We start from the raw sequence: 18178 nt of genomic DNA, 5'->3' as shown, positions 1-18178 counted from the left end.
GTCAGGTAGTACGGCCCCATGTCGAGCAGCGGGCCGCCGCCCTCGGCGTACAGGAACGCGGGGTCCGGGTGCCAGGACTCCGGGCCGGGCGAGAGGAACACGGCGTTCGCGGTCAGGGGCCGCCCGATGGCCCCGTCGCCCATCGCGCGCAGCGCCGTCTGGATGCCGGCGCCCAGAACCGTGTCGGGGGCGCAGCCGACCCTCAGCCCCGCGTCCCGGGCGGCGGTCACCAGCTTCCCGCCGGCGTCGGCGTCGAGCGCCAGGGGCTTCTCGTTCCACACGTGCCTGCCCGCGGCCAGGGCCCGGTGCGCCACGTCGGTGTGCGCGGCCGGGACCGTCAGGTTCACGACGATCTCGACGTCCTCGCGGTCGAGCAGCTCGTCGAGGCCGCCCCAGTGGGGGACCCCGAACTCCCGGGCGCGCGCGGCGGCCCGGTCCTGGAGGACGTCGGCGACGAAGCGGACGTCCAGGTCCGGGAAGGAGACGAGGTTGCGCAGGTAGGCCTCGCTGATGACGCCGGCGCCGACGACGCCCACGCCGACCGGGCCGCCGCTCACGCGTCCCGCCCCTGGACGTAGGCCAGGGACTCGGCCAGCCCGGCGAACGGGTCGGGGTGGTGGTCGAACTCCAGGACGCGCCCGGCGCCGGGCGCCGCGGCGAGCACGGCGTCCACGTCCACCTCGCCCTTGCCCGCGGGGACCTGCGCCTCGGTGTCCCCGGAGAGGGGGCCGTCCTTGACGTGGATCAGGGTGACGCGCGGGCCGAGCCTGCCGAGCAGCCCGGGCGCGGAGACCCCGCCCACCTCGGCCCAGTAGGTATCGACCTCGAGCACCACCCGCGGCGAGAGGTCCCGGGCGAGCAGCTCCAGGGCGGTCGTCCCGGCGTGCCGGGTGGAGAGCTCGAAGGCGTGGTTGTGGTACCCGAACCGCAGGCCGAACCCGGCGGCGGTCTCCGCCAGCGCGTTCATGCGCTCGGCCGTGCGGGAGACCGTGGCGGGGTCCTGCCAGTGCTCGGCGGGGTGGTGGGGGTCGATCAGCGTGTGCATGCCGAGCCGCGCCGCGGCGTCGAACAGGGGGCGCGGGTCGCCGTGCCGCAGGACGGGGGCGTGTCCGGAGGGGGCGGTGAGGCCGGCGGCGGCCAGCGCGGAGGCGTACTCCTGCGCCCGGTCGGTGAAGCCGAAGGGCTCCACCGCACCGAACCCGAGGGCCGCGAGACGTTCCAGCGAACCGGCCAGGTCGTCGGCGATCGCGTCTCGTACCGAGTAGAGCTGCGCGGATATGGGAGGACGCGGCAAGGGCGCTCCTAGGGGGGGTCGGCCGCGCGGGCGCGGCGTCCGCAGAACTTTTTTCGATTGACGAGCGACTTCTAGCGAAGAAAGTACAGAAGGGGGGACGCGCGCACAACCGCGCCCGCCCGCCGGGCCGACCGGGGGGCTGCTTCAGGGGGGTGGGTTTCTCGGGGTCTGTGGGCGACGTCGCATTGTACGGACGGGGTCGTAGTTTGACAGTCGCCGTAGTACGACGAATACCGTACTAGCGGGTCGGCGTGCGGCCGGCCCGGTCCCCGATCCCGAGGAGCCGCTCCGTGAACCCCGCTCTGTTCCGCCCCTTGCGCCTGCGGTCGCTCGACATCCCCAACCGCGTGTGGATGTCGCCCATGTGCATGTACTCCGCCGCCTCCGAGGGGCCGGACACCGGGGCGCCCACCGACTTCCACCTCACCCACCTGGCCTCCCGGGCGGCCGGCGGCGCCGGGCTGGTGATGGTCGAGGCCACCGGCGTGCGCCCGGACGGCCGCATCAGCCCCTGGGACCTGGGCCTGTGGAACGACCGCCAGCAGGAGGGCTTCGCCCGGCTGGCCGCGGCGATCCGCGCCCACGGCGCGGTCCCGGCCGTGCAGCTCGCCCACGCCGGGCGCAAGGCCGCCACCGACGCGCCGTGGCGCGGGGGCGGCCCGCTCTCCGCCGACCAGGGCGGCTGGCGGCCCGTCGCCCCCTCCGCCGCCGCCTTCGCGGGGCTGCCCGAGCCGCACGAGCTGACCGCCGAGGAGATCGGGGAGCTGGTGCGCGACTTCGCCCAGGCGGCGTGCCGCGCCCGGGACGCCGGCTTCCAGGCGGCCGAGGTGCACGGCGCCCACGGCTACCTGATCAACTCCTTCCTCTCCCCGGCCGCCAACCACCGCACCGACGCCTACGGAGGCACCTTCGAGGACCGGCTGCGCTTCCCGCTGGAGGTCGTCGACGCCGTGCGCGAGGTGTGGCCCGAGGAGCTGCCGCTCTTCTTCCGGGTCTCGGCCACGGACTGGCTGACGGAGAACCCCGAGGACGGGCGCGAGGGGTGGACCGCAGACGACACCGTCCGCCTGGCCAAGGAGCTGCGCTCGCACGGCGTCGACCTGCTGGACACCTCCTCGGGCGGGACGGTCGCCGACGCCCGGGTGTCCACCGGCCCCGGCTACCAGGTCCCCTTCGCCGAACGGGCGCGCCGCGAGAGCGGCATCCCGGTCGGCGCGGTCGGTGCGATCACCGACCCGGAGCAGGCCGAGGCGATCGTCGCCGACGGGCGGGCGGACGCCGTCCTGCTCGGCCGGGAGCTGCTGCGCGACCCGTACTGGGCGCAGAGGGCGGCCCGGTCGCTCGGCGGCGCGCCGCGCTGGCCCGAGCAGTACGGCTACGCCGTCTGACCGGCCGGTTCGGCCCTGTCGTTGCGCAGGGTCAGGAAGACCAGCGCGAGCATCAGGTAGGTGGTCAGCCGGTCGGCGGCGGGGATGCCGTTCCATGCGGGGCTCATCCACATGGCGAACCACTCGCCGCCGATCGTCTGGAAGCCGGTGAACCACAGCAGGATCCCGGCGAGGAGCCCCACCACGCCCCACGTCTTGGCCGCGTCGAAGTCGCCGTCGGGGGCGCGCAGGCGGCGGCCGGTGCGCCAGGCGCCGGTCCCGCACGCCACGGCGGTGAACAGCTCGGCGGCGATGATCGCGATGTAGGCGGCGTGGTGCAGGAGGGGTGCGGTGACCGCCCGGTAGTCGGTCCGGCTGAGCTCGTCCAGGCCCTCGTCGTGGGCGTCCATCGACAGCACCCGGGCCACGAACTCGAAGTTGACCGCGTAGTCGGTCACGTTGCCGAAGACGACCAGCAGGCAGAACAGCGCCACCGAGGCGAGCACGGCCGACTTCGCGGCGCGGACGACGGCCGTGTACCGGGGGACGCCCGCGGTCCCGTGCCCGGTTGAGCCCTTCCCGTCGCCTGCGCCCGCCGCCATCGTCCCTCCCGGGGTCCGTACCGAGTCCGACGCCGCAACCCCTGCCCCCGCCCGCGGCGGCCGAACCGCGCCGCCGGGGCCCATATCGCCCGCCCCGGCGCCGCGCGGCTCACGTGCCGCCGCGCGCCTCGCCTGCGCGACCGCGGCGAACCGGCTCGACGCCGTCAGAGGCCGGCGCGGCCCTAGCCCAGACGGCGGGCGCCCGGTGACGGGGCGGCCTCGAACACGCCCGGGGCGGTGAAGCCCCGCGCCCGGTAGGCGCCGCGCACGGCCGCCCCGCATTCCTCGGCCCGTTCCCGCTCGACCAGGGCGATCACGCAGCCCCCGAAACCGCCGCCGGTGATGCGCGCCCCCAGCGCGCCGCCCTCCAGGGCGGCCCGCACCGCGGTGTCCACCTCCGGAACGGTCACCTCGTAGTCGTCCCGCAGCGACGTGTGCGAGGCGGTGAGCAGCGGACCGACCTCGCGCAGGCGCCCCGCCCGCAGGTGCTCCACGGCCTTCAGCACCCGCTGGTTCTCCGTCACCACGTGCCGCACCCGGCGACGGACCGTCGGGTCGGGAAGGGCGGCCAGCGCCCGGTCCAGGTCCTGGACGTCGCGCAGGGCCGGCAGCCCCAGGGNGGCGTAGTCCCCCCCCCCCAGCCGGTGCGGAGCGCGCGTGTCGACCACCAGCACCGTCAGCCCGTGGGCCCCCGGATCGAAGGGCACCTGCTCGGTCTCCAGCGTGCGCGTGTCCATGAACAGGGCGTGCCCCGCCGTCGACAGCATCGACGCCGACTGGTCGAGCACCCCGCAGGGCATGCCGACGAAGTCGTTCTCCACCCGCCGCGCCATCCGCACGATCTCCTGCGGTCCCGGGGCGGCCCCGTGCACCGACGCGGCGGCCATGACCGCCGCGCAGCTGAGCGCCGCCGACGAGGACAGGCCCGCCCCGAAGGGGATGGTGCTGTCCACGAGCAGGTCCAGGCCGTCCACCGGCAGGCCCTCTTCGCGCAGCACCCACAGCGCGCCGGCGGGGTAGGCGGCCCAGCCCTCGACCGCGCCGGGCTCCAGGTCGGCGGTGCGGATCCCGTACGCCTGTGCCGACTGCAGCGAGCGCAGCCGCGCCGTCCCGTCCGCCCGCCGCGCGGCCGCGGCGTCCAGGGCCTGGGGCAGGGCGAAGGGCAGCACGAACCCGTCGCTGTAGTCGGTGTGCTCGCCGATCAGGTTGATCCGTCCCGGGGCGGTCCACACCCCCTCGGGCGCGTTCCCGAAGGCCGAGGCGAACGCGGCCGCGATGTCACCCATCGGCGAACCCCCACGCGTCGGCCACGATCCGGTCCAGGGTGCGGACCGGCTCCCAGCCCAGCTCCTCGCGCGCCCGGTCGTTGGAGGCGACCAGGACGGCCGGGTCGCCGTCGCGGCGCGGGCGGTCGTCGGCCGGGACCTCGCGCCCGGTCACCCGCCGGACCGCGCCGATCACCTCGCGGACGGTGTGCCCGCCGCCGGTTCCCAGGTTGTAGACCCGGTGGACCCCCGGTTCGACCGCCTTGAGGGCACGGACGTGAGCGTCGGCCAGGTCGGCCACGTGCAGGTAGTCCCGGACCGCCGTCCCGTCCCTGGTCGGGTAGTCGGTGCCGAACACCCGCGCGCGCTCGCCGTTCCCGGCGGCCGCCTTGAGCAGGTTGGGCACCAGGTGCGTCTCCGTCGTGTGCCGCTCCCCGAAGCCCAGGTGGGCGCCGGCCACGTTGAAGTACCGCAGGCTCACCGCGCCCAGCCCGTGGGCCCGCGCCCACGAGGCCAGCAGGTGGTCGGCGGCGAGCTTGGTCGCCCCGTAGGGGTTGGTGGGCACGGCCGGGTCGGTCTCGCGCAGCGGCGCCCCCGAGGCGGGCTCGCCGTAGGTCGCGGCGCTGGAGGAGAACACCAGCCGGCGCACACCGTGCCGCACCGCCGCCTCGGCCAGGGCGAGCGTGCCGCCGACGTTGGTGCGCCAGTACGCGCCGGGTTCCTCCACCGACTCCCCGACCAGGGACTTCCCGGCGAAGTGCAGGACCGCCTCCACTGAGGGGTCCAGCACCTCGGCCGCGTCGTGCACGTCGGCCACCACCAGGCGCGCCCCCGCGGGGACGGCGTCGCGGTGCCCGGTGGACAGGTCGTCGAGCACGGTGACCTCGTGCCCTTCGGCGAGCAGGACGGCGGCCACCACGCTTCCGATGTAGCCGGCCCCTCCGGTAACGAGCAGTCTCACGGTGCCTTCCTCTCGGTCTCTTCGCCCGGCCCGGCCGCGCGGAGCCGCTCGGCCACGTCCTCCGGCGCCACGTCGCTGATGAAGACGTCCATGCCGGACTCGGTCCCGGNCGGCGCCCCGCCGCACCGAGAACAGCTCCAGGTGCAGCCAGGCCAGGTCGCGGCGCTCGCGCACCGGCGCCTGGTGCCAGGCCGAGATGTAGGGCAGCGGCGCGTCGTAGAGCGCGTCGAAGCGGCGCAGCACGTCCAGGTAGAGCAGACCGAAGTCCTCGCGCTCCTGTGGGGTCAGCGCGGGCAGGTCGGGCACCTTGCGGTGCGGGTACAGGTGCACCTCCACCGGCCAGCGCGCGGCCGCCGGGACGAACGCGGTCCAGTGCGCGGTGCGCGCCACCACCCGCAGCCCGGCCTTCTGTTCGGCGGCCAGCAGGTCGCCGAACAGGTCCCCGCCCGTGCGCGCGGCGTACTCCCCGGCCGAGTCGAGCATGCGCCGGGTGCGCGGCGCCACGAACGGCAGCGCGTAGATCTGCCCGTGCGGGTGGTGCAGCGTCACCCCGATCTCCCGTCCCCGGTTCTCGAAGCAGTACACCTGCTCCACCCCGGGCAGCGCCGACAGCTCCCGGGTGCGGTCGACCCAGGCCTCCATCACCAGGTTCGCCCGCTCCGGGCCCAGGTCGGCGAAGGAGGCCCGGTGGTCCGAGGCGAAGACCAGCACCTCGCACCGGCCCGCGCCCGTCCGGCGGGAGGGCTCCAGCTCGCCGACGTCGCCCAGGGCCCGCCCGTCGCCGGCCACCAGGGAGGGGAAGCGGTTCTCGAAGGCCACCACGTCGTAGGCGGAGGCGGGGACCTCGGTGCGCCGCCCGCCGGCGGAGGGGCACAGCGGGCAGTCGTCGCTGGGCGGCAGGTGGGTGCGGCCCTGCCGGTGCGAGGCCACCACCACCCACTCGCGCAGCAGCGGGTCGAAGCGCATCTCCGAGGCGGCCGCGACCGGCGGCAGCTCCCGCAGGTCGGGCCCGGGTTCGCGGTCGGTGCCGTCCCGGTCGAAATAGACGATGCGGCGGCCGTCGGCCAGGTGCGCGGCGGTCCGGTTCATGCGTCCTCCCCGTCGTCGGGGACGTCGGCCAGGACCAGGCGCCCCACGTGCTCCGAGAGCGCCGAGCGGGCCTCGGCGTCCATCCCGGCGTCGGTGACCAGCACGTCGCACCGCTCCAGCGGGGCGATGGTGCTGATGCCCACGGTGCCCCACTTGGTGTGGTCGGCGGCCACCACCAGGCGCCCGGCCGCCTCCACCAGGGCACGGTCGGTCTCGGACTCCATCAGGTTGGGGGTGGTGAACCCGGCCCGCTCCTGCATGCCGTGCACCCCCAGCACCAGCGTGTCCAGGTTCAGCCCCCGGACCGAGGCCAGCGCCAGCGGTCCCACCAGGGCGTCGGAGGGGGTGCGGAAGCCCCCGGTCAGCGCCACCGTCTGGTCGGGCCGGGCGGCCTCGTGGAAGACCTCGGCCACCCGCAGCGAGTTGGTGACCACCGTCAGCCCGGGGGTGCGGGTCAGCTCCCGGGCGACGGCGGCGGTGGTGGTGCCCGCGGACAGGCCCACCGCGCTGTTCGGCTCGACCAGCTCGGCGGCGGCGCGCGCCACGGCGCGCTTCTCGGCGGCCTGCCGGCCGGACTTGGCCTCGAAGCCGGGCTCGTCGGTGCGCGGTCCGTCCGGGGCCACCGCGCCCCCGTGCACCTTGCGCAGCGCGCCGCGGACCGCCAGTGCGTCCAGGTCGCGGCGCACGGTCATGTCCGACACCGCCAGGCTCTCCACGAGCTCGGCGACCCGGACGGCCCCGGTGCGCCGCAGCCGGTCGAGGATCAGCTCCTGCCGTTGCGCGGCCAGCATCCGCCCCCCTGCTTGGTCGAAGTTGTCGGATCTTGTTCGATTTCCAGTCTTGCAGGTTCGCGCTTGGTGTCAATGTCCCGGCAGCGTCCCAGGGGCGGCCGGATCGACGGCAGAACTCTGCGGAAATTTGTTGGAAAACGTTGAGATGCGTTGACAAGCGGTTCCGTGCCTGTCGACCATGTGGGAACCAGCGCAGTGACCCACTTCACGTCCCCCTCGGAGGTCCCCCATGCGCCATAGACCTGCGGGCCCACCACCGCTGGGCCGCCGCGCCCTGCTGCGCGGGCTGGCCGGAGCCGCGACGCTGGCGGCGGCGCCGGGGCCGGCCGGGTGCGGCACCGACCGCCGCGGCGACCCGGGGCTGGTCACCATGGGCTCCAACCGCGCCAACCCCGCCCAGCGCGAGGCGATCGCCGAGAGCCTCGCGCTCTGGGAGGCCGACTCCGGCGTGCGGGTGGAGCTCAACACCATCGACTCCACGAGCTTCCAGGAGAGCCTGAACAACTACCTCCAGGGCACCCCCGACGACGTCGTCGCCTGGTTCGCCGGCTACCGCATGCGCTACCTGGCCGAGCGCGGGCTGATCAGCGACGCCACCGCGGTCTGGGAGGAGCGGGGGTTCCACGACGTGTTCACCGACCAGGTCCGCGACCTGTGCAGCGGCCCCGACGGCAGGCCGTACATGGTCCCCGACTCCACGTCGCCCTGGGCGGTCTTCTACCGCCGCAGCGTCTTCGAGGAGCACGGGTACGAGGAGCCCTCCACCAAGGAGGAGTTCATCGGGCTCTGCGAGCGGATGCGCGACGACGGCCTGGTGCCGCTGGCCTACGGCGTCCGCGAGGGCTGGCCCGCCATGGGCACCTTCGACCACCTGAACCTGCGCCTCAACGGGCCCGAGTTCCACCTGGGGCTCCTCAACGGCGACCACCCCTGGGACGGCCCGGAGGTCAAGGCCGTCTTCGGCGCATGGAAGGAGCTGCTGCCCTTCCACCAGGGGTCCCCCCTGGGGCGGGGCATCAACGAGGCCCAGACCTCGCTGGTGCGCGGCGAGGCCGGGATGATGCTCTGCGGCCTGTTCCTCACCCACGTGTTCTCCGAGGAGGAACGGGCCGACCTGGACTGCTTCGCCTTCCCCGAGTTCGACCCCGAGATCGGCGCCGACGTGGTGGAGACGCCCATCGACGGCTTCATGCTCTCCGGCGACCCCCGCAACCCCGGGGCGGCGATGGACCTGGTCGGCCATCTGGGCACGCTGCGGGCCCAGGAGATCTACACCGCCATCGACCCGCAGGCGCTGCCGACCCACCAGGAGGCCGACCTGTCGGAGCTGAGCGCCCTGGACGCCAAGATCATGGACATGATCGCGGGCGCCCGCGCGCTCACCCAGTACATGGACCGCGACACGCGGCCCGACTTCGCGTCCGTCGTCATGATCCCCGCCCTGCAGCGCTTCCTCAGGCGGCCCGACGACATCGACGACCTGACCGCCAGCATCCAGCGCCAGAAGGCCTCCATCTTCGGCCGCTGACTCCAGAAGGGAGAAACGGCGTGGTCTCCAGCACCCCCTCGCCGCCGCGCACCCCCGCGGCCGAGCCGGGAGACGCACCCCCGCGGCGGCCGCCCCGCCGGGGCGAGCGCCCGCGCACCGGCCCGCGCACCGGCCGGGCCGACCGCATCACCCTGGGGCTGATGCTGGGCGTGCCCGCCCTGCTCGTCATCGCCCTGGTGTGGCTGCCCGCCGCCGCCACCGTCGTCCTGTCCTTCACCCGCTGGGACGGCATCGGCGGACTCGACACCATCGAATGGGTCGGCACCCGCAACTACACCGACGCCTTCACGATCTACCCGCCGTTCCGGCCCGCCCTGAGCAACAACGTGGTCTGGCTGGTGTTCCTGTTCGCCGTGCCGACCCTGCTGGGCATGTTCCTGGCGGTCCTGCTCGACCGCGAACTGCGCGGCGGCCGGATCTACCAGAGCGTCTTCTACATGCCCGTGGTGCTGTCGCTGGCCCTGGTCGGGTTCATCTGGCAGCTCATCTACTCCCGTGACCAGGGCCTGCTCAACACCGTCCTGGGCGCGGTCGCCGGCGCCGAACCGGTCGACTGGTTCGGCGACCCGGACATCAACCTGTACGCCGTGCTGATCGCCGCCGCCTGGCGGCACACCGGCTACATCATGCTGCTCTACCTGGCCGGGCTGAAGGCGGTCGACCCCTCCCTGCGGGAGGCCGCCGCCATCGACGGCGCCGGCCCGGTGCGCACCTTCGTGAGCGTCGTCTTCCCGGCGCTGCGCCCGATCAACCTCGTGGTGCTCGTGGTCACCGTGATCGACGCGCTGCGCGCCTTCGACATCGTCTGGGTCATCAACCGCGGCCGCAACGGCCTGGAGCTGATCTCGGCCCTGGTGACCTCCAACGTGATCGGCGAGGCGAGCCGGGTGGGCTTCGGCTCCGCGCTGGCGGTGGTCATGCTGGTGATCTCGCTGGTGTTCATCCTCGTCTACGTGTCCACCATGCTGAGAGGGGCCCACCGGTGACCGCCACGACCCCCGCCGACACACCGGCGCCGCCCGAGGAGGCCGCGCCCGCCCGCGGCCGCCGCCGCATCCGGCCGGCCCGCGCCGTCCTCCAGGCCATTCTCGCGGCCACCGCCCTGGCCTGGCTCTTCCCGATGGCCTGGGCGGTGGTCAACTCCTTCCGGGACTACGACCACACCGCCCAGCACGGCTACCTGTCCTTCGGCGGGTTCACCCTGGACAACTACCGCCGCGCCTGGAGCGAGGGCGAGCTGACCGGGTACTTCCTCAACTCGCTGGCCATCACGGTCCCCGCGGTGCTGCTCACCCTGTTCCTGTCCTCCTGCGCCGCCTTCGTGCTGTCCCACTACTCGCGCCGGTTCAACATCGCGATGCTGGCGATGTTCCTGGCGGCCAACCTGCTGCCGGTCCAGGCGCTCCTCGTCCCGCTCTTCCGCCTGTTCAACGCGGTCCCGCTGCCGTACTGGATCAGCGAGTCCGGCGCCCTGTACGACAGCCACATCGGCGTTGTGCTCGTGCACACCGCCTTCCAGATCGGCTTCTGCACCTTCGTGCTCAGCAACTTCATGAAGGCGATGCCCGGATCGCTGATCGAGGCGGCCCGGGTGGACGGGGCGAGCGCGTTCCAGCANGGGCGGGTGGCCCTGCCGCTGTGCCGGCCGAGCCTGGCCGCCCTGGCCACCCTGCTGGTCACCTGGATCTACAACGACTTCTTCTGGGCCCTGGCCCTGCTCTCCAGCGGGGACAAGCTGCCCGTCACCACGGCGCTGCAGAACCTGCAGACCGCCTTCTTCGTCGACTACAACCTGCTCTCGGCCGGGTCGGTGCTGATCGCCCTGCCGACCCTGATCGTCTTCTTCATACTCCAGCGCCACTTCGTGGCCGGACTGACCCTGGGGGCCAGCAAGGGATGACGCACCGCACCGTCCGCCTCAGCGCCGCGGGGGCCGCCCTGGTCCTCGGGATCCCCGAGACCGGGCTGCCGCACGTGCTGCACTGGGGCGCCGACCTGCCCGGAACCGGCGCGCCCGAGGTCCCCGAGGGGCCCGAAGGGCTCGCCGAGGCGGCCGCGCCGCCCGCCGCGAACAACGACGTCGACCTGCCCCGGCACGTGTCCCTGGTCCCGACCCAGGGGGAGGGGTGGCGCGGCCACCCCGGCATCGCCGGCCACCACGAGGGCCGGGCGTCCTTCCCCCGGTGGCGCCTGCGCGAGGTCGCCGAGCACCCTCTGGAAGGCGAGCGCGAGGGCGCCGGCGGAGCGCTCACCGCCACCGCCGCGGCCGACGGCCTCGAACTGCGCTGCGAGGTGCGCATGGAGCCCTCCGGGGTGGTGCGCGTGCGCCACACGGCCACCAACACCGCCCCCGAGCCCTGGACCCTGGACTCCCTGCTGGCCGTGCTGCCCGTGCCGCGCGAGGCCGCAGAGGTCCTGGACCCGACCGGCCGATGGTGCCGGGAGCGCACCCCCCAGCGCCGCGAACTGGGCATGGGCACCCGGACGCGCGCCTCCCGCCGGGGCCGCACCGGCCACGACGCCCCGCTGGTCCTCACGGCCGGCACCCCCGGCTTCGGATTCCGCGGCGGCGAGGTCTGGGGCGTGCACACCGCCTGGAGCGGCGACCACCTCCACCTCGCCGAGCGCCTGCCCGAAGGCGCCGGGCAGGCCGACGCCGTCATCGCCGGCGGAGAGCTGCTCCACCCCGGCGAGGTGCGGCTGGCCCAGGGAGAGTCCTACAGCACCCCCTGGGTGTTCTTCGCCTGGTCCGACCACGGGCTCGACGGACTGTCCGAACGCTTCCACCGCTGGGCGCGCGCCCGGCCCCACCACCCCTCCGCGCCCCGCCCGGTCGTCCTCAACACCTGGGAGGCCGTCTACTTCGACCACGACCTCGCCAAGCTCAAGCGGCTCGCCGACACCGCCGCCGACATCGGAGTGGAGCGGTTCGTCCTGGACGACGGGTGGTTCCGGGGGCGCCGCGACGACACGGCCGGCCTCGGCGACTGGACCGTGGACACCGGCGTGTGGCCGGAGGGGCTGCATCCGCTCTTCGACCACGTGCGCGCGCTGGGCATGGAGGTCGGGCTGTGGGTGGAGCCCGAGATGGTCAACCCCGACTCCGACCTCGCGCGTGCCCACCCCGACTGGCTGCTCACCGCCGAGGGGCGGCCCGCCCCGCCCAGCCGCAACCAGCAGGTGCTCGACCTGTCCCGGCCCGAGGCCTTCCGGCACGTGCTCGGGCACCTGGACGCCCTGGTCGCCGAGTACCGCCCCGACCACCTCAAGTGGGACCACAACCGCGACCTGCTCGAACCCGTGCACGCGCCCACCGGCGCCGCAGGAACGCACCGCCAGACCCGCGCGGCGTACGCGCTGCTGGACCGGCTGCGCCAGGCCCACCCCCGCCTGGAGATCGAGTCGTGCGCCTCCGGCGGCGGACGCGTGGACCTGGGCATCCTGGCCCGCACCGACCGGGTGTGGGCCTCCGACACCAACGACCCTCTGGAGCGGCTGGCTCTGCAGCGCTGGACCGGCCTGCTGGTGCCGCCCGAACTGGTCGGCGCGCACGTGGGGGCGCGCACCGCGCACACCACCGGGCGCGACGCCGGCCTGCCGCTGCGCTGCCTGGCCGCGCTGACCGGGCACGCCGGCATCGAGTGGGACATCACCCGCTGCACCGACGGGGAACTGGCCGTCCTGGACTCCTGGATCGGCCTGTACAAGGAGCTGCGGCCGCTGCTGCACACCGGGCGGACGGTGCGCGCCGACGCACCCGACCCGGCCGAACAGCTCGACGGCGTGGTCGCCCAGGACGGGGGCGCGGCGGTCTTCCGCTACGCCCGCCTGGCCACGTCGGTGCGCACCGCCCCCGGGCGGGTGCGCCTGCCCGGCCTGGACCCCGGGCGCCGCTACCGGCTCGCGGTGCGCACCGAGGCCGGCCTCCCCGCGGTCCTGGAGACGGCCCCGCCCGCCTGGTACGCGGCCGGCGGGCTCACCGCCTCGGGCGCGGTGCTCTCCCGCTCCGGCCTGCAGATGCCCAACCTCGATCCGTCCCAAGCCCTGCTCCTGCACCTGACGGAGGCCTGACGTGACCGACGCCCCCGCGCCCGGCAAACCCGCCTACCTGGAGGACTTCGCCCCGTCGGAAGGGGTGCGCGCGCCGCGCGCCCGGTTCCTGAGCGACGCCCCCTGGCTCGACCTCGCCGGGGACTGGCGCTTCCGCCTGAACCCGACGGCCGAGGGGAGCACCGACGGCTTCGAGCGGCCCGGCTACGAGGAGGGCGGTACCTCCGGCGCTCCCGGCGGCTCCGGACGCCCTGCCGGCCCGGCCTGGACCGACCTGCCCGTTCCCTCCCACTGGCAGATGCACGGCCACGGCGCGCCGGCCTACACCAACGTCGTCTACCCCTTCCCGGTCGAGCCTCCGCACGTGCCCGACGACAACCCCACCGGCGACTACCGGCGGGTGTTCGAGCTGCCGGACGGGTGGCCGGACGGGCCCGCCGTGCTGCGCTTCGAGGGGGTGGACTCCTGCTTCCGCGCCTGGCTCAACGGCACCGAGCTGGGCTTCGCCACCGGTAGCCGGCTGGCGTCGGAGTTCGACGTCGGGCACCTGCTGCGGCCGGGCGGCAACACCCTGGCCGTGCGGGTGCACCAGTGGTCGGCCGCGAGCTACCTCGAAGACCAGGACATGTGGTGGCTGTCGGGGATCTTCCGCGGCGTCGCCCTGATCGCCCGGCCCGCCGACGGCATCGCGGACCTGGCCGTGCACGCCTCCTACGACCACGCCGCGGGCACCGGCACGCTGCGCGTCGATGCCGCCGGGGCGGCGGGGGCGGTCGTCTCCGTCCCCGAGCTGGGCCTGGTGGACGCGCCGACGGGGGCCGAGCACGCGGTCGGCGCCGTCGAGCCCTGGTCGGCCGAGGTCCCGCGGCTGTACGAGCTGGAGGTGCGCACCGCCGGGGAGCGGGTGCGCACCCGCGTCGGCTTCCGCACCGTGGAGGTGTCCGGCGGGCGGCTCCGGGTGAACGGCCGCCCGCTGCTGCTGCGCGGGGTGAACCGGCACGAATGGCACCCCGACCACGGGCGGGCCGTGCCGAAGGAGACCATGCGCGAGGACGTGCTGCTGATGAAGCGGCACAACGTCAACGCGGTGCGGACCAGCCACTACCCGCCGCACCCGGACTTCCTGGACCTGTGCGACGAGCTGGGGCTGTGGGTCGTCGACGAATGCGACCTGGAGACGCACGGCTTCGAGTTCCTGGGGTGGGCGGGCAACCCCTCGGACGACCCGCGCTGGAGGGAGGCCTACCTCGACCGCATCCGGCGCACCGTCGCCCGGGACCGCAACCACCCCAGCGTCGTCATGTGGTCGCTGGGCAACGAGGCCGGGACCGGGCGCAACCTGGAGGCCATGGCCGCGTGGGTGCGCGAGGACGACCCCTCGCGGCCGGTGCACTACGAGGGCGACCGGGACAGCTCCTACGTGGACGTGTACTCGCGGATGTACGCGCCGCACGCCGAGGTCGAGGAGATCGGGGAGGGGACCGAGGCCCCGACGGAGGACCCGGGGGCCGACGGCCACCGGCGGGGGCTGCCCTTCATCCTGTGCGAGTACGGGCACGCCATGGGGGCCGGGCCGGGCGGCCTGGAGGAGTACCAGCGGCTGTTCGAGCGGTACGGCCGGCTCCAGGGCGGGTTCATCTGGGAGTGGATCGACCACGGGATCCGCAGGGAGGAGGCCGACGGCACCCGGTGGTTCGCCTACGGAGGGGACTTCGGGGAGGTCCTGCACGACGAGAACTTCGTGGCCGACGGCCTGCTCCTGCCGGACCGGACGCCGAGCCCGGGTCTGGCCGCCTACGCCAAGACCATCGAACCGGTGCGCGTGACACCCGACCCCGCCGGCGGGGTCAGGGGCACCGGGGGTGCCGGAGGCACCGGAGGCACCGTGTCGGTGCTGAACACGTGGGACTTCCGGGACACGTCCGGGCTGGCCTTCACCTGGCGCCTCGAAGAGGACGGTGCGCTGATCGGCGAGGGGGCCCTGGACGTCCCCGTTCTGGCCGCAGGAGAGCGGACCGAGGTCCCGCTTCCCTCACTGCCCGAGCCGACGGGCGACGGCGAAACCTGGCTCACCGTCTCCGTGACCCTGGCCGAGGACGAGCCGTGGGCGGAGGCCGGACACGAGCTGGCGTGGGGCCAGGCGAGAGTGGGGGAGGGCGCCGCGAGGGCGCGAACCCCGGAAGCGGTACCGGCCCCGGAGCCGGTGCCCGCTCACGGCACGGGCGCCGAGGGGACCATCGCCGTCGGCCCCGGCGTGCTGGACGCCCGGACCGGGGCCCTGCTGGCGATCGGCGGGGTGGAGACCGGGCCGCTGGAGGCCGACCTGTGGCGCGCACCGACGGACAACGACGCCGCACGGCACGGCGTCTCGGTGGAGAGGCTGTGGCGTGCGGCGGGGATGGACCGGCTCACCTCGCGCCTGACCGCACTGGAGTGGGAGGGGGAGGAGTTCGTCGTCCGGGCGCGGATCGCCCCGGCCGGTGCCGGGTTCGGGATGCGCGTGGCCTACCGCTGGGGCGCGGCGGACGGGCGGCTGCTGCTCACCGTCGAGGGGGAGGCCGAGGGGGAATGGCCCTGCCCTCTGCCCCGCTTCGGGGTGCACACGACGCTGCCCGGGGCCATGGACCGTGCCGAATGGTTCGGCGGCGGCCCGGGGGAGGCCTACCGGGACGTGGCCCAGGCGGCGAGGGTCGGCCGGTACTCCTGTCCGGTCGATGAGCTGCAGACGCCCTATCTGCGCCCGCAGGAGAACGGCAACCGCAGGGACGCGCGGTGGCTGGAGCTGCGTCGGGCGGACGGCGGCGGGGTGCGCGTGGACGGCGGCCCGGTGTTCGATTTCGCGGCGCGGAGGTGGGATACGGCGACGCTGGACGCGGCCGCGCACACGCACGAGCTGGAGCCGGGGGAGCGGATCCACCTGCATCTGGACGCATCGCACTACGGGATCGGAACGGCGTCGTGCGGTCCGGAGACCCTGCCTCGGCACCGGCTGGAGCCCGGATGGCACTCCTTGAGGCTGGCGTTCACTCCGCTCGCCTGATCCGCGGGCGGTCGGAAGAGAGGAGGAGAAAGCCGGAAGAGAGGAGGAGAAAGGGCGGGTCCGGAGCGCTGTCGGGGATCGGGCCTGCGGGCGGCCGGGGCGGCCGGTTAGCCGCTTATGCCTGCTTGCCGTCCGCCGGGTCCTTGTCAGCCCAGAGGGAGGAGCGGCGACGGATGAGCAGGTGCCCCGCTCACTGCCCGTTTCCCGGCCGGCGGGTCGTCGGAGTGCCAGGATGGGGGCGGCGACGACGAAGCGGGGCGGTTCCCCGGTGCCACCGGTCGGCCGCCGGGCCTCTGCGGTACCGGCGACGAGCAGCGACGACGGCACGGCCGGTGCCCCGCTCCGGCCTGCCTGCCGGGGGCCGGGGTCCTTCGGTGTCAGGGGGAGGGCGGCGAGGGAGGAGCGGGTGCCCCGCTCACTGCTGCTTCCCGGCCGCCTGGTCTCCGCCGGTCGAGCGTGGGCGGCGGCGAGGGCCGCGAGGTTTCCCGGCCTTGCCTGCCGGGCGGCTGGCCCCTGCTGGTCCAGGGGGAGGAGCGGTGGGGGATGGGCGGGGTCCCGCCCGTCCCGGCCTGTAGGGCGGGCGGCCGGTGTCCGGCCGGGGCGTGTTCTGGCGGCCGCGGCCCCTGTTCCGCCGCGCGGTCGGCGCCTGTACGGGAATCGATAGTGGTGAGATCGCCACCCGATGTGCGATCGGGTGGTGAGATCACCACTATCGTTCGCTCCTGCTGTCTTGTGGGGGTCCCGGCCGCAGCGGCGGGACCCCGCGGGGGCCGGTGGCGGCTGCCCTGGCCCGCGTGTGCGGAGCGCGCCGCTCGGTCGGTCGCAAGGGCGCCCGCCCAGGTTGGGAACGCATCGGTCCTTATCGGGGCCCCGCCCTGGAGCGGGCGGCCCTCCGCCATTCCAGGGCGCTCCGGCGCAGGCGGCTCTCCCTGATTCCAACCCCCCTTGGAAAGGGAAAGGAATCTTGTTTGCAGGGCGGCTTTCCGCGGGAAGCGACCGGCCTTCCGGTGCGCCTTTGCCGGGCAATACTCAAGCACCCTCCATGCATGATCAACATGTGTCCTGAACTGGGAGAACCGTGCTTCTATGAATTTCTTAGGGGAATCTTCGGCCGGGTACCCAAAAATGGTGGCGAGTGGTTCATAATGGGTGTATGGCAGATCAGCGGCACCCCGGTATCCCGGCGGGTTCGCGCGCGGCGCGGATCCGGGCCGGGATCTCCGGTGTGCTCGCCGAGGCCGACGGAGCCGTTTCAGAGGACCCGGTGCCGGGTGCGGGGCGGGTGCTGTGCGAGCTGGCCGGGGTGCTGGCCGCGGGGCAGGGGCAGCTGGACCTGGCCCTGGCGCGGCTGGCCGCCCGCATCAAGGAGACCGGGGCCCTCGCAGGGTCGGGCCACTCCACGGTTGCCGGGCTGCTGCGCGCCAATGGCCGCTCCTCCTCGCAGGCCAACGCCGTGGCCACGGTGGCCGAGCACATGGACCACTACCCCGGGGCCGTGAAGGCCGCCGAGGCGGGTCGGGTGTCCTTCGGCCAGCTCGCTCTGGTCATGGAGCTCTCGGAGAGGGCGGTGGCCGGGCGCTGCACCCGCCGCCACCCCGATGCCGGCGACTACCGGGCCAAGGCCGAGGGGATCATGGTCCAGGCCGCCGAGGCCGGGGCCGGCGACCGCGCCCTCAAGCGGATCGGCAGGGAGCTGCCCCAGCGCATCAGCCCCCAAGAGCACGAGGAGTACAACCGGGACGCCTACGACGGGCGGGGTCTGCGCTTGGAGGAGAACCGCTTCGGGTTCGGCATGCAGGCCTGGGGCGATGCGGCCTCGGCGGAGATCATCCGCACCGCCGTCGAGGCCCACACGGCCCCGCCGGATGAGCGCACCCCGGCCCAGCGCCGCTTCGACGCCCTGGTCCAGCTGTGCGAGAACCGCCTGGCGGCCGAAGGCCTGCCGGTGCCGGTGCCGCAGGAGGGCTCGGACGCCGCCACCGCCCTGAACGCCCCACGGGTCGAGCAGGGAACCCGGCGGCGGGGCGCGTTCCGTCCGCAGGTGAGCGTGGTGGTGCCGCTGGAGGCCCTGCTCCTGAAGGAGGGGGCGGCCCCGGCGACCACGGACCGCGGGCGCCTGCTCCCGCCCTCGGCGGTTCGGGCCTTCGCCTCGGACTCCATCGTCCGGCGC

Annotated in this window: 13 protein-coding genes and 1 pseudogene; 7 read left to right on the top strand and 7 right to left on the bottom strand. The window is 74.4% G+C overall.

Going from position 1 to position 18178, the window contains the following annotated elements; all coding sequences use genetic code 11:
* On the bottom strand, positions 1-557 hold a 557-nt coding region (locus tag D450_RS0113505; RefSeq protein WP_017539200.1), incomplete at its 3' end, for a Gfo/Idh/MocA family protein.
* A complete protein-coding gene (locus tag D450_RS0113500) occupies positions 554-1294 on the bottom strand; it encodes a sugar phosphate isomerase/epimerase family protein (protein WP_017539199.1) in 741 nt (246 codons plus the stop codon). The genes D450_RS0113500 and D450_RS0113505, both read right to left, overlap by 4 nt.
* Before the next feature lie 353 nt (positions 1295-1647).
* Between D450_RS0113500 and D450_RS0113495 the strand changes: the two genes are divergently transcribed.
* On the top strand, positions 1648-2682 hold the full coding sequence (locus D450_RS0113495) for an NADH:flavin oxidoreductase/NADH oxidase (RefSeq protein ID WP_241483146.1): 1035 nt from the start codon (positions 1648-1650) through the stop codon (positions 2680-2682).
* Here D450_RS0113495 and D450_RS0113490 read toward each other — a convergent pair.
* The 5 genes and pseudogenes from D450_RS0113490 to D450_RS0113470 form a co-directional block, all read right to left on the bottom strand.
* A complete protein-coding gene (locus tag D450_RS0113490) occupies positions 2670-3263 on the bottom strand; it encodes a DUF2165 family protein (protein WP_017539196.1) in 594 nt (197 codons plus the stop codon). The two genes, D450_RS0113495 and D450_RS0113490, sit on opposite strands and share 13 nt — an antisense overlap.
* Before the next feature lie 182 nt (positions 3264-3445).
* On the bottom strand, positions 3446-4549 hold the full coding sequence (galK, locus tag D450_RS0113485) for a galactokinase (RefSeq protein WP_017539195.1): 1104 nt from the start codon (positions 4547-4549) through the stop codon (positions 3446-3448).
* The gene (gene galE / locus D450_RS0113480; RefSeq protein ID WP_026128532.1) at positions 4542-5489 is read right to left on the bottom strand and encodes a UDP-glucose 4-epimerase GalE; all 948 of its coding nucleotides are present in this window, start codon (positions 5487-5489) and stop codon (positions 4542-4544) included. The genes galK and galE overlap by 8 nt, the downstream gene beginning before the upstream one ends.
* Positions 5486-6578 (bottom strand): annotated as a pseudogene (gene galT, locus D450_RS30140) (galactose-1-phosphate uridylyltransferase). Before galT ends, galE begins: the two are co-directional and overlap by 4 nt.
* The gene (locus tag D450_RS0113470; protein ID WP_017539194.1) at positions 6575-7369 is read right to left on the bottom strand and encodes a DeoR/GlpR family DNA-binding transcription regulator; all 795 of its coding nucleotides are present in this window, start codon (positions 7367-7369) and stop codon (positions 6575-6577) included. The pseudogene galT and the gene D450_RS0113470 overlap by 4 nt, the downstream one beginning before the upstream one ends.
* Before the next feature lie 229 nt (positions 7370-7598).
* On the opposite strand from D450_RS0113470, the gene D450_RS0113465 reads away from it, so the two are divergent.
* From D450_RS0113465 to D450_RS0113440, 6 genes are all read left to right on the top strand, one after another.
* Positions 7599-8897 carry an ABC transporter substrate-binding protein gene (locus D450_RS0113465; protein ID WP_017539193.1) on the top strand — a complete coding sequence of 433 codons (1299 nt, stop codon included), beginning with the start codon at positions 7599-7601 and terminating at the stop codon, positions 8895-8897.
* 20 nt (positions 8898-8917) lie between these two features.
* Positions 8918-9904: a carbohydrate ABC transporter permease gene (locus D450_RS0113460; protein WP_017539192.1), complete on the top strand. Its 987-nt coding sequence runs from the start codon at positions 8918-8920 to the stop codon at positions 9902-9904.
* Positions 9901-10818, top strand: coding sequence for a carbohydrate ABC transporter permease (locus tag D450_RS0113455; RefSeq protein ID WP_017539191.1), 918 nt, complete (start codon positions 9901-9903; stop codon positions 10816-10818). Before D450_RS0113460 ends, D450_RS0113455 begins: the two co-directional genes overlap by 4 nt.
* Positions 10815-12989, top strand: coding sequence for an alpha-galactosidase (locus tag D450_RS0113450; protein WP_017539190.1), 2175 nt, complete (start codon positions 10815-10817; stop codon positions 12987-12989). Before D450_RS0113455 ends, D450_RS0113450 begins: the two co-directional genes overlap by 4 nt.
* Before the next feature lies 1 nt (position 12990).
* On the top strand, positions 12991-16008 hold the full coding sequence (locus tag D450_RS0113445) for a glycoside hydrolase family 2 TIM barrel-domain containing protein (protein WP_017539189.1): 3018 nt from the start codon (positions 12991-12993) through the stop codon (positions 16006-16008).
* A gap of 1153 nt (positions 16009-17161) precedes the next feature.
* The coding region (locus D450_RS0113440) for a DUF222 domain-containing protein (RefSeq protein WP_039820479.1) at positions 17162-18178 on the top strand (1017 nt) is incomplete at its 3' end.

Origin of the sequence: Nocardiopsis halophila DSM 44494 (assembly GCF_000341245.1) — a bacterium.
Lineage (GTDB): Bacteria > Actinomycetota > Actinomycetes > Streptosporangiales > Streptosporangiaceae > Nocardiopsis_A > Nocardiopsis_A halophila.
Note: the sequence above shows the minus strand (reverse complement) of the source record. Positions and strands in the feature narration are given on the sequence as shown.

What these genes read in the sequence shown, in the direction of transcription:
- D450_RS0113465 (WP_017539193.1), top strand. Translation starts at nt 7,599, where the DNA reads ATGCGCCATAGACCTGCGGGCCCACCACCGCTGGGCCGCCGCGCCCTG.
- D450_RS0113450 (WP_017539190.1), top strand. Translation starts at nt 10,815, where the DNA reads ATGACGCACCGCACCGTCCGCCTCAGCGCCGCGGGGGCCGCCCTGGTC.
- D450_RS0113470 (WP_017539194.1), bottom strand. Translation starts at nt 7,369, where the DNA reads ATGCTGGCCGCGCAACGGCAGGAGCTGATCCTCGACCGGCTGCGGCGC.
- D450_RS0113490 (WP_017539196.1), bottom strand. Translation starts at nt 3,263, where the DNA reads ATGGCGGCGGGCGCAGGCGACGGGAAGGGCTCAACCGGGCACGGGACC.
- D450_RS0113495 (WP_241483146.1), top strand. Translation starts at nt 1,648, where the DNA reads ATGTCGCCCATGTGCATGTACTCCGCCGCCTCCGAGGGGCCGGACACC.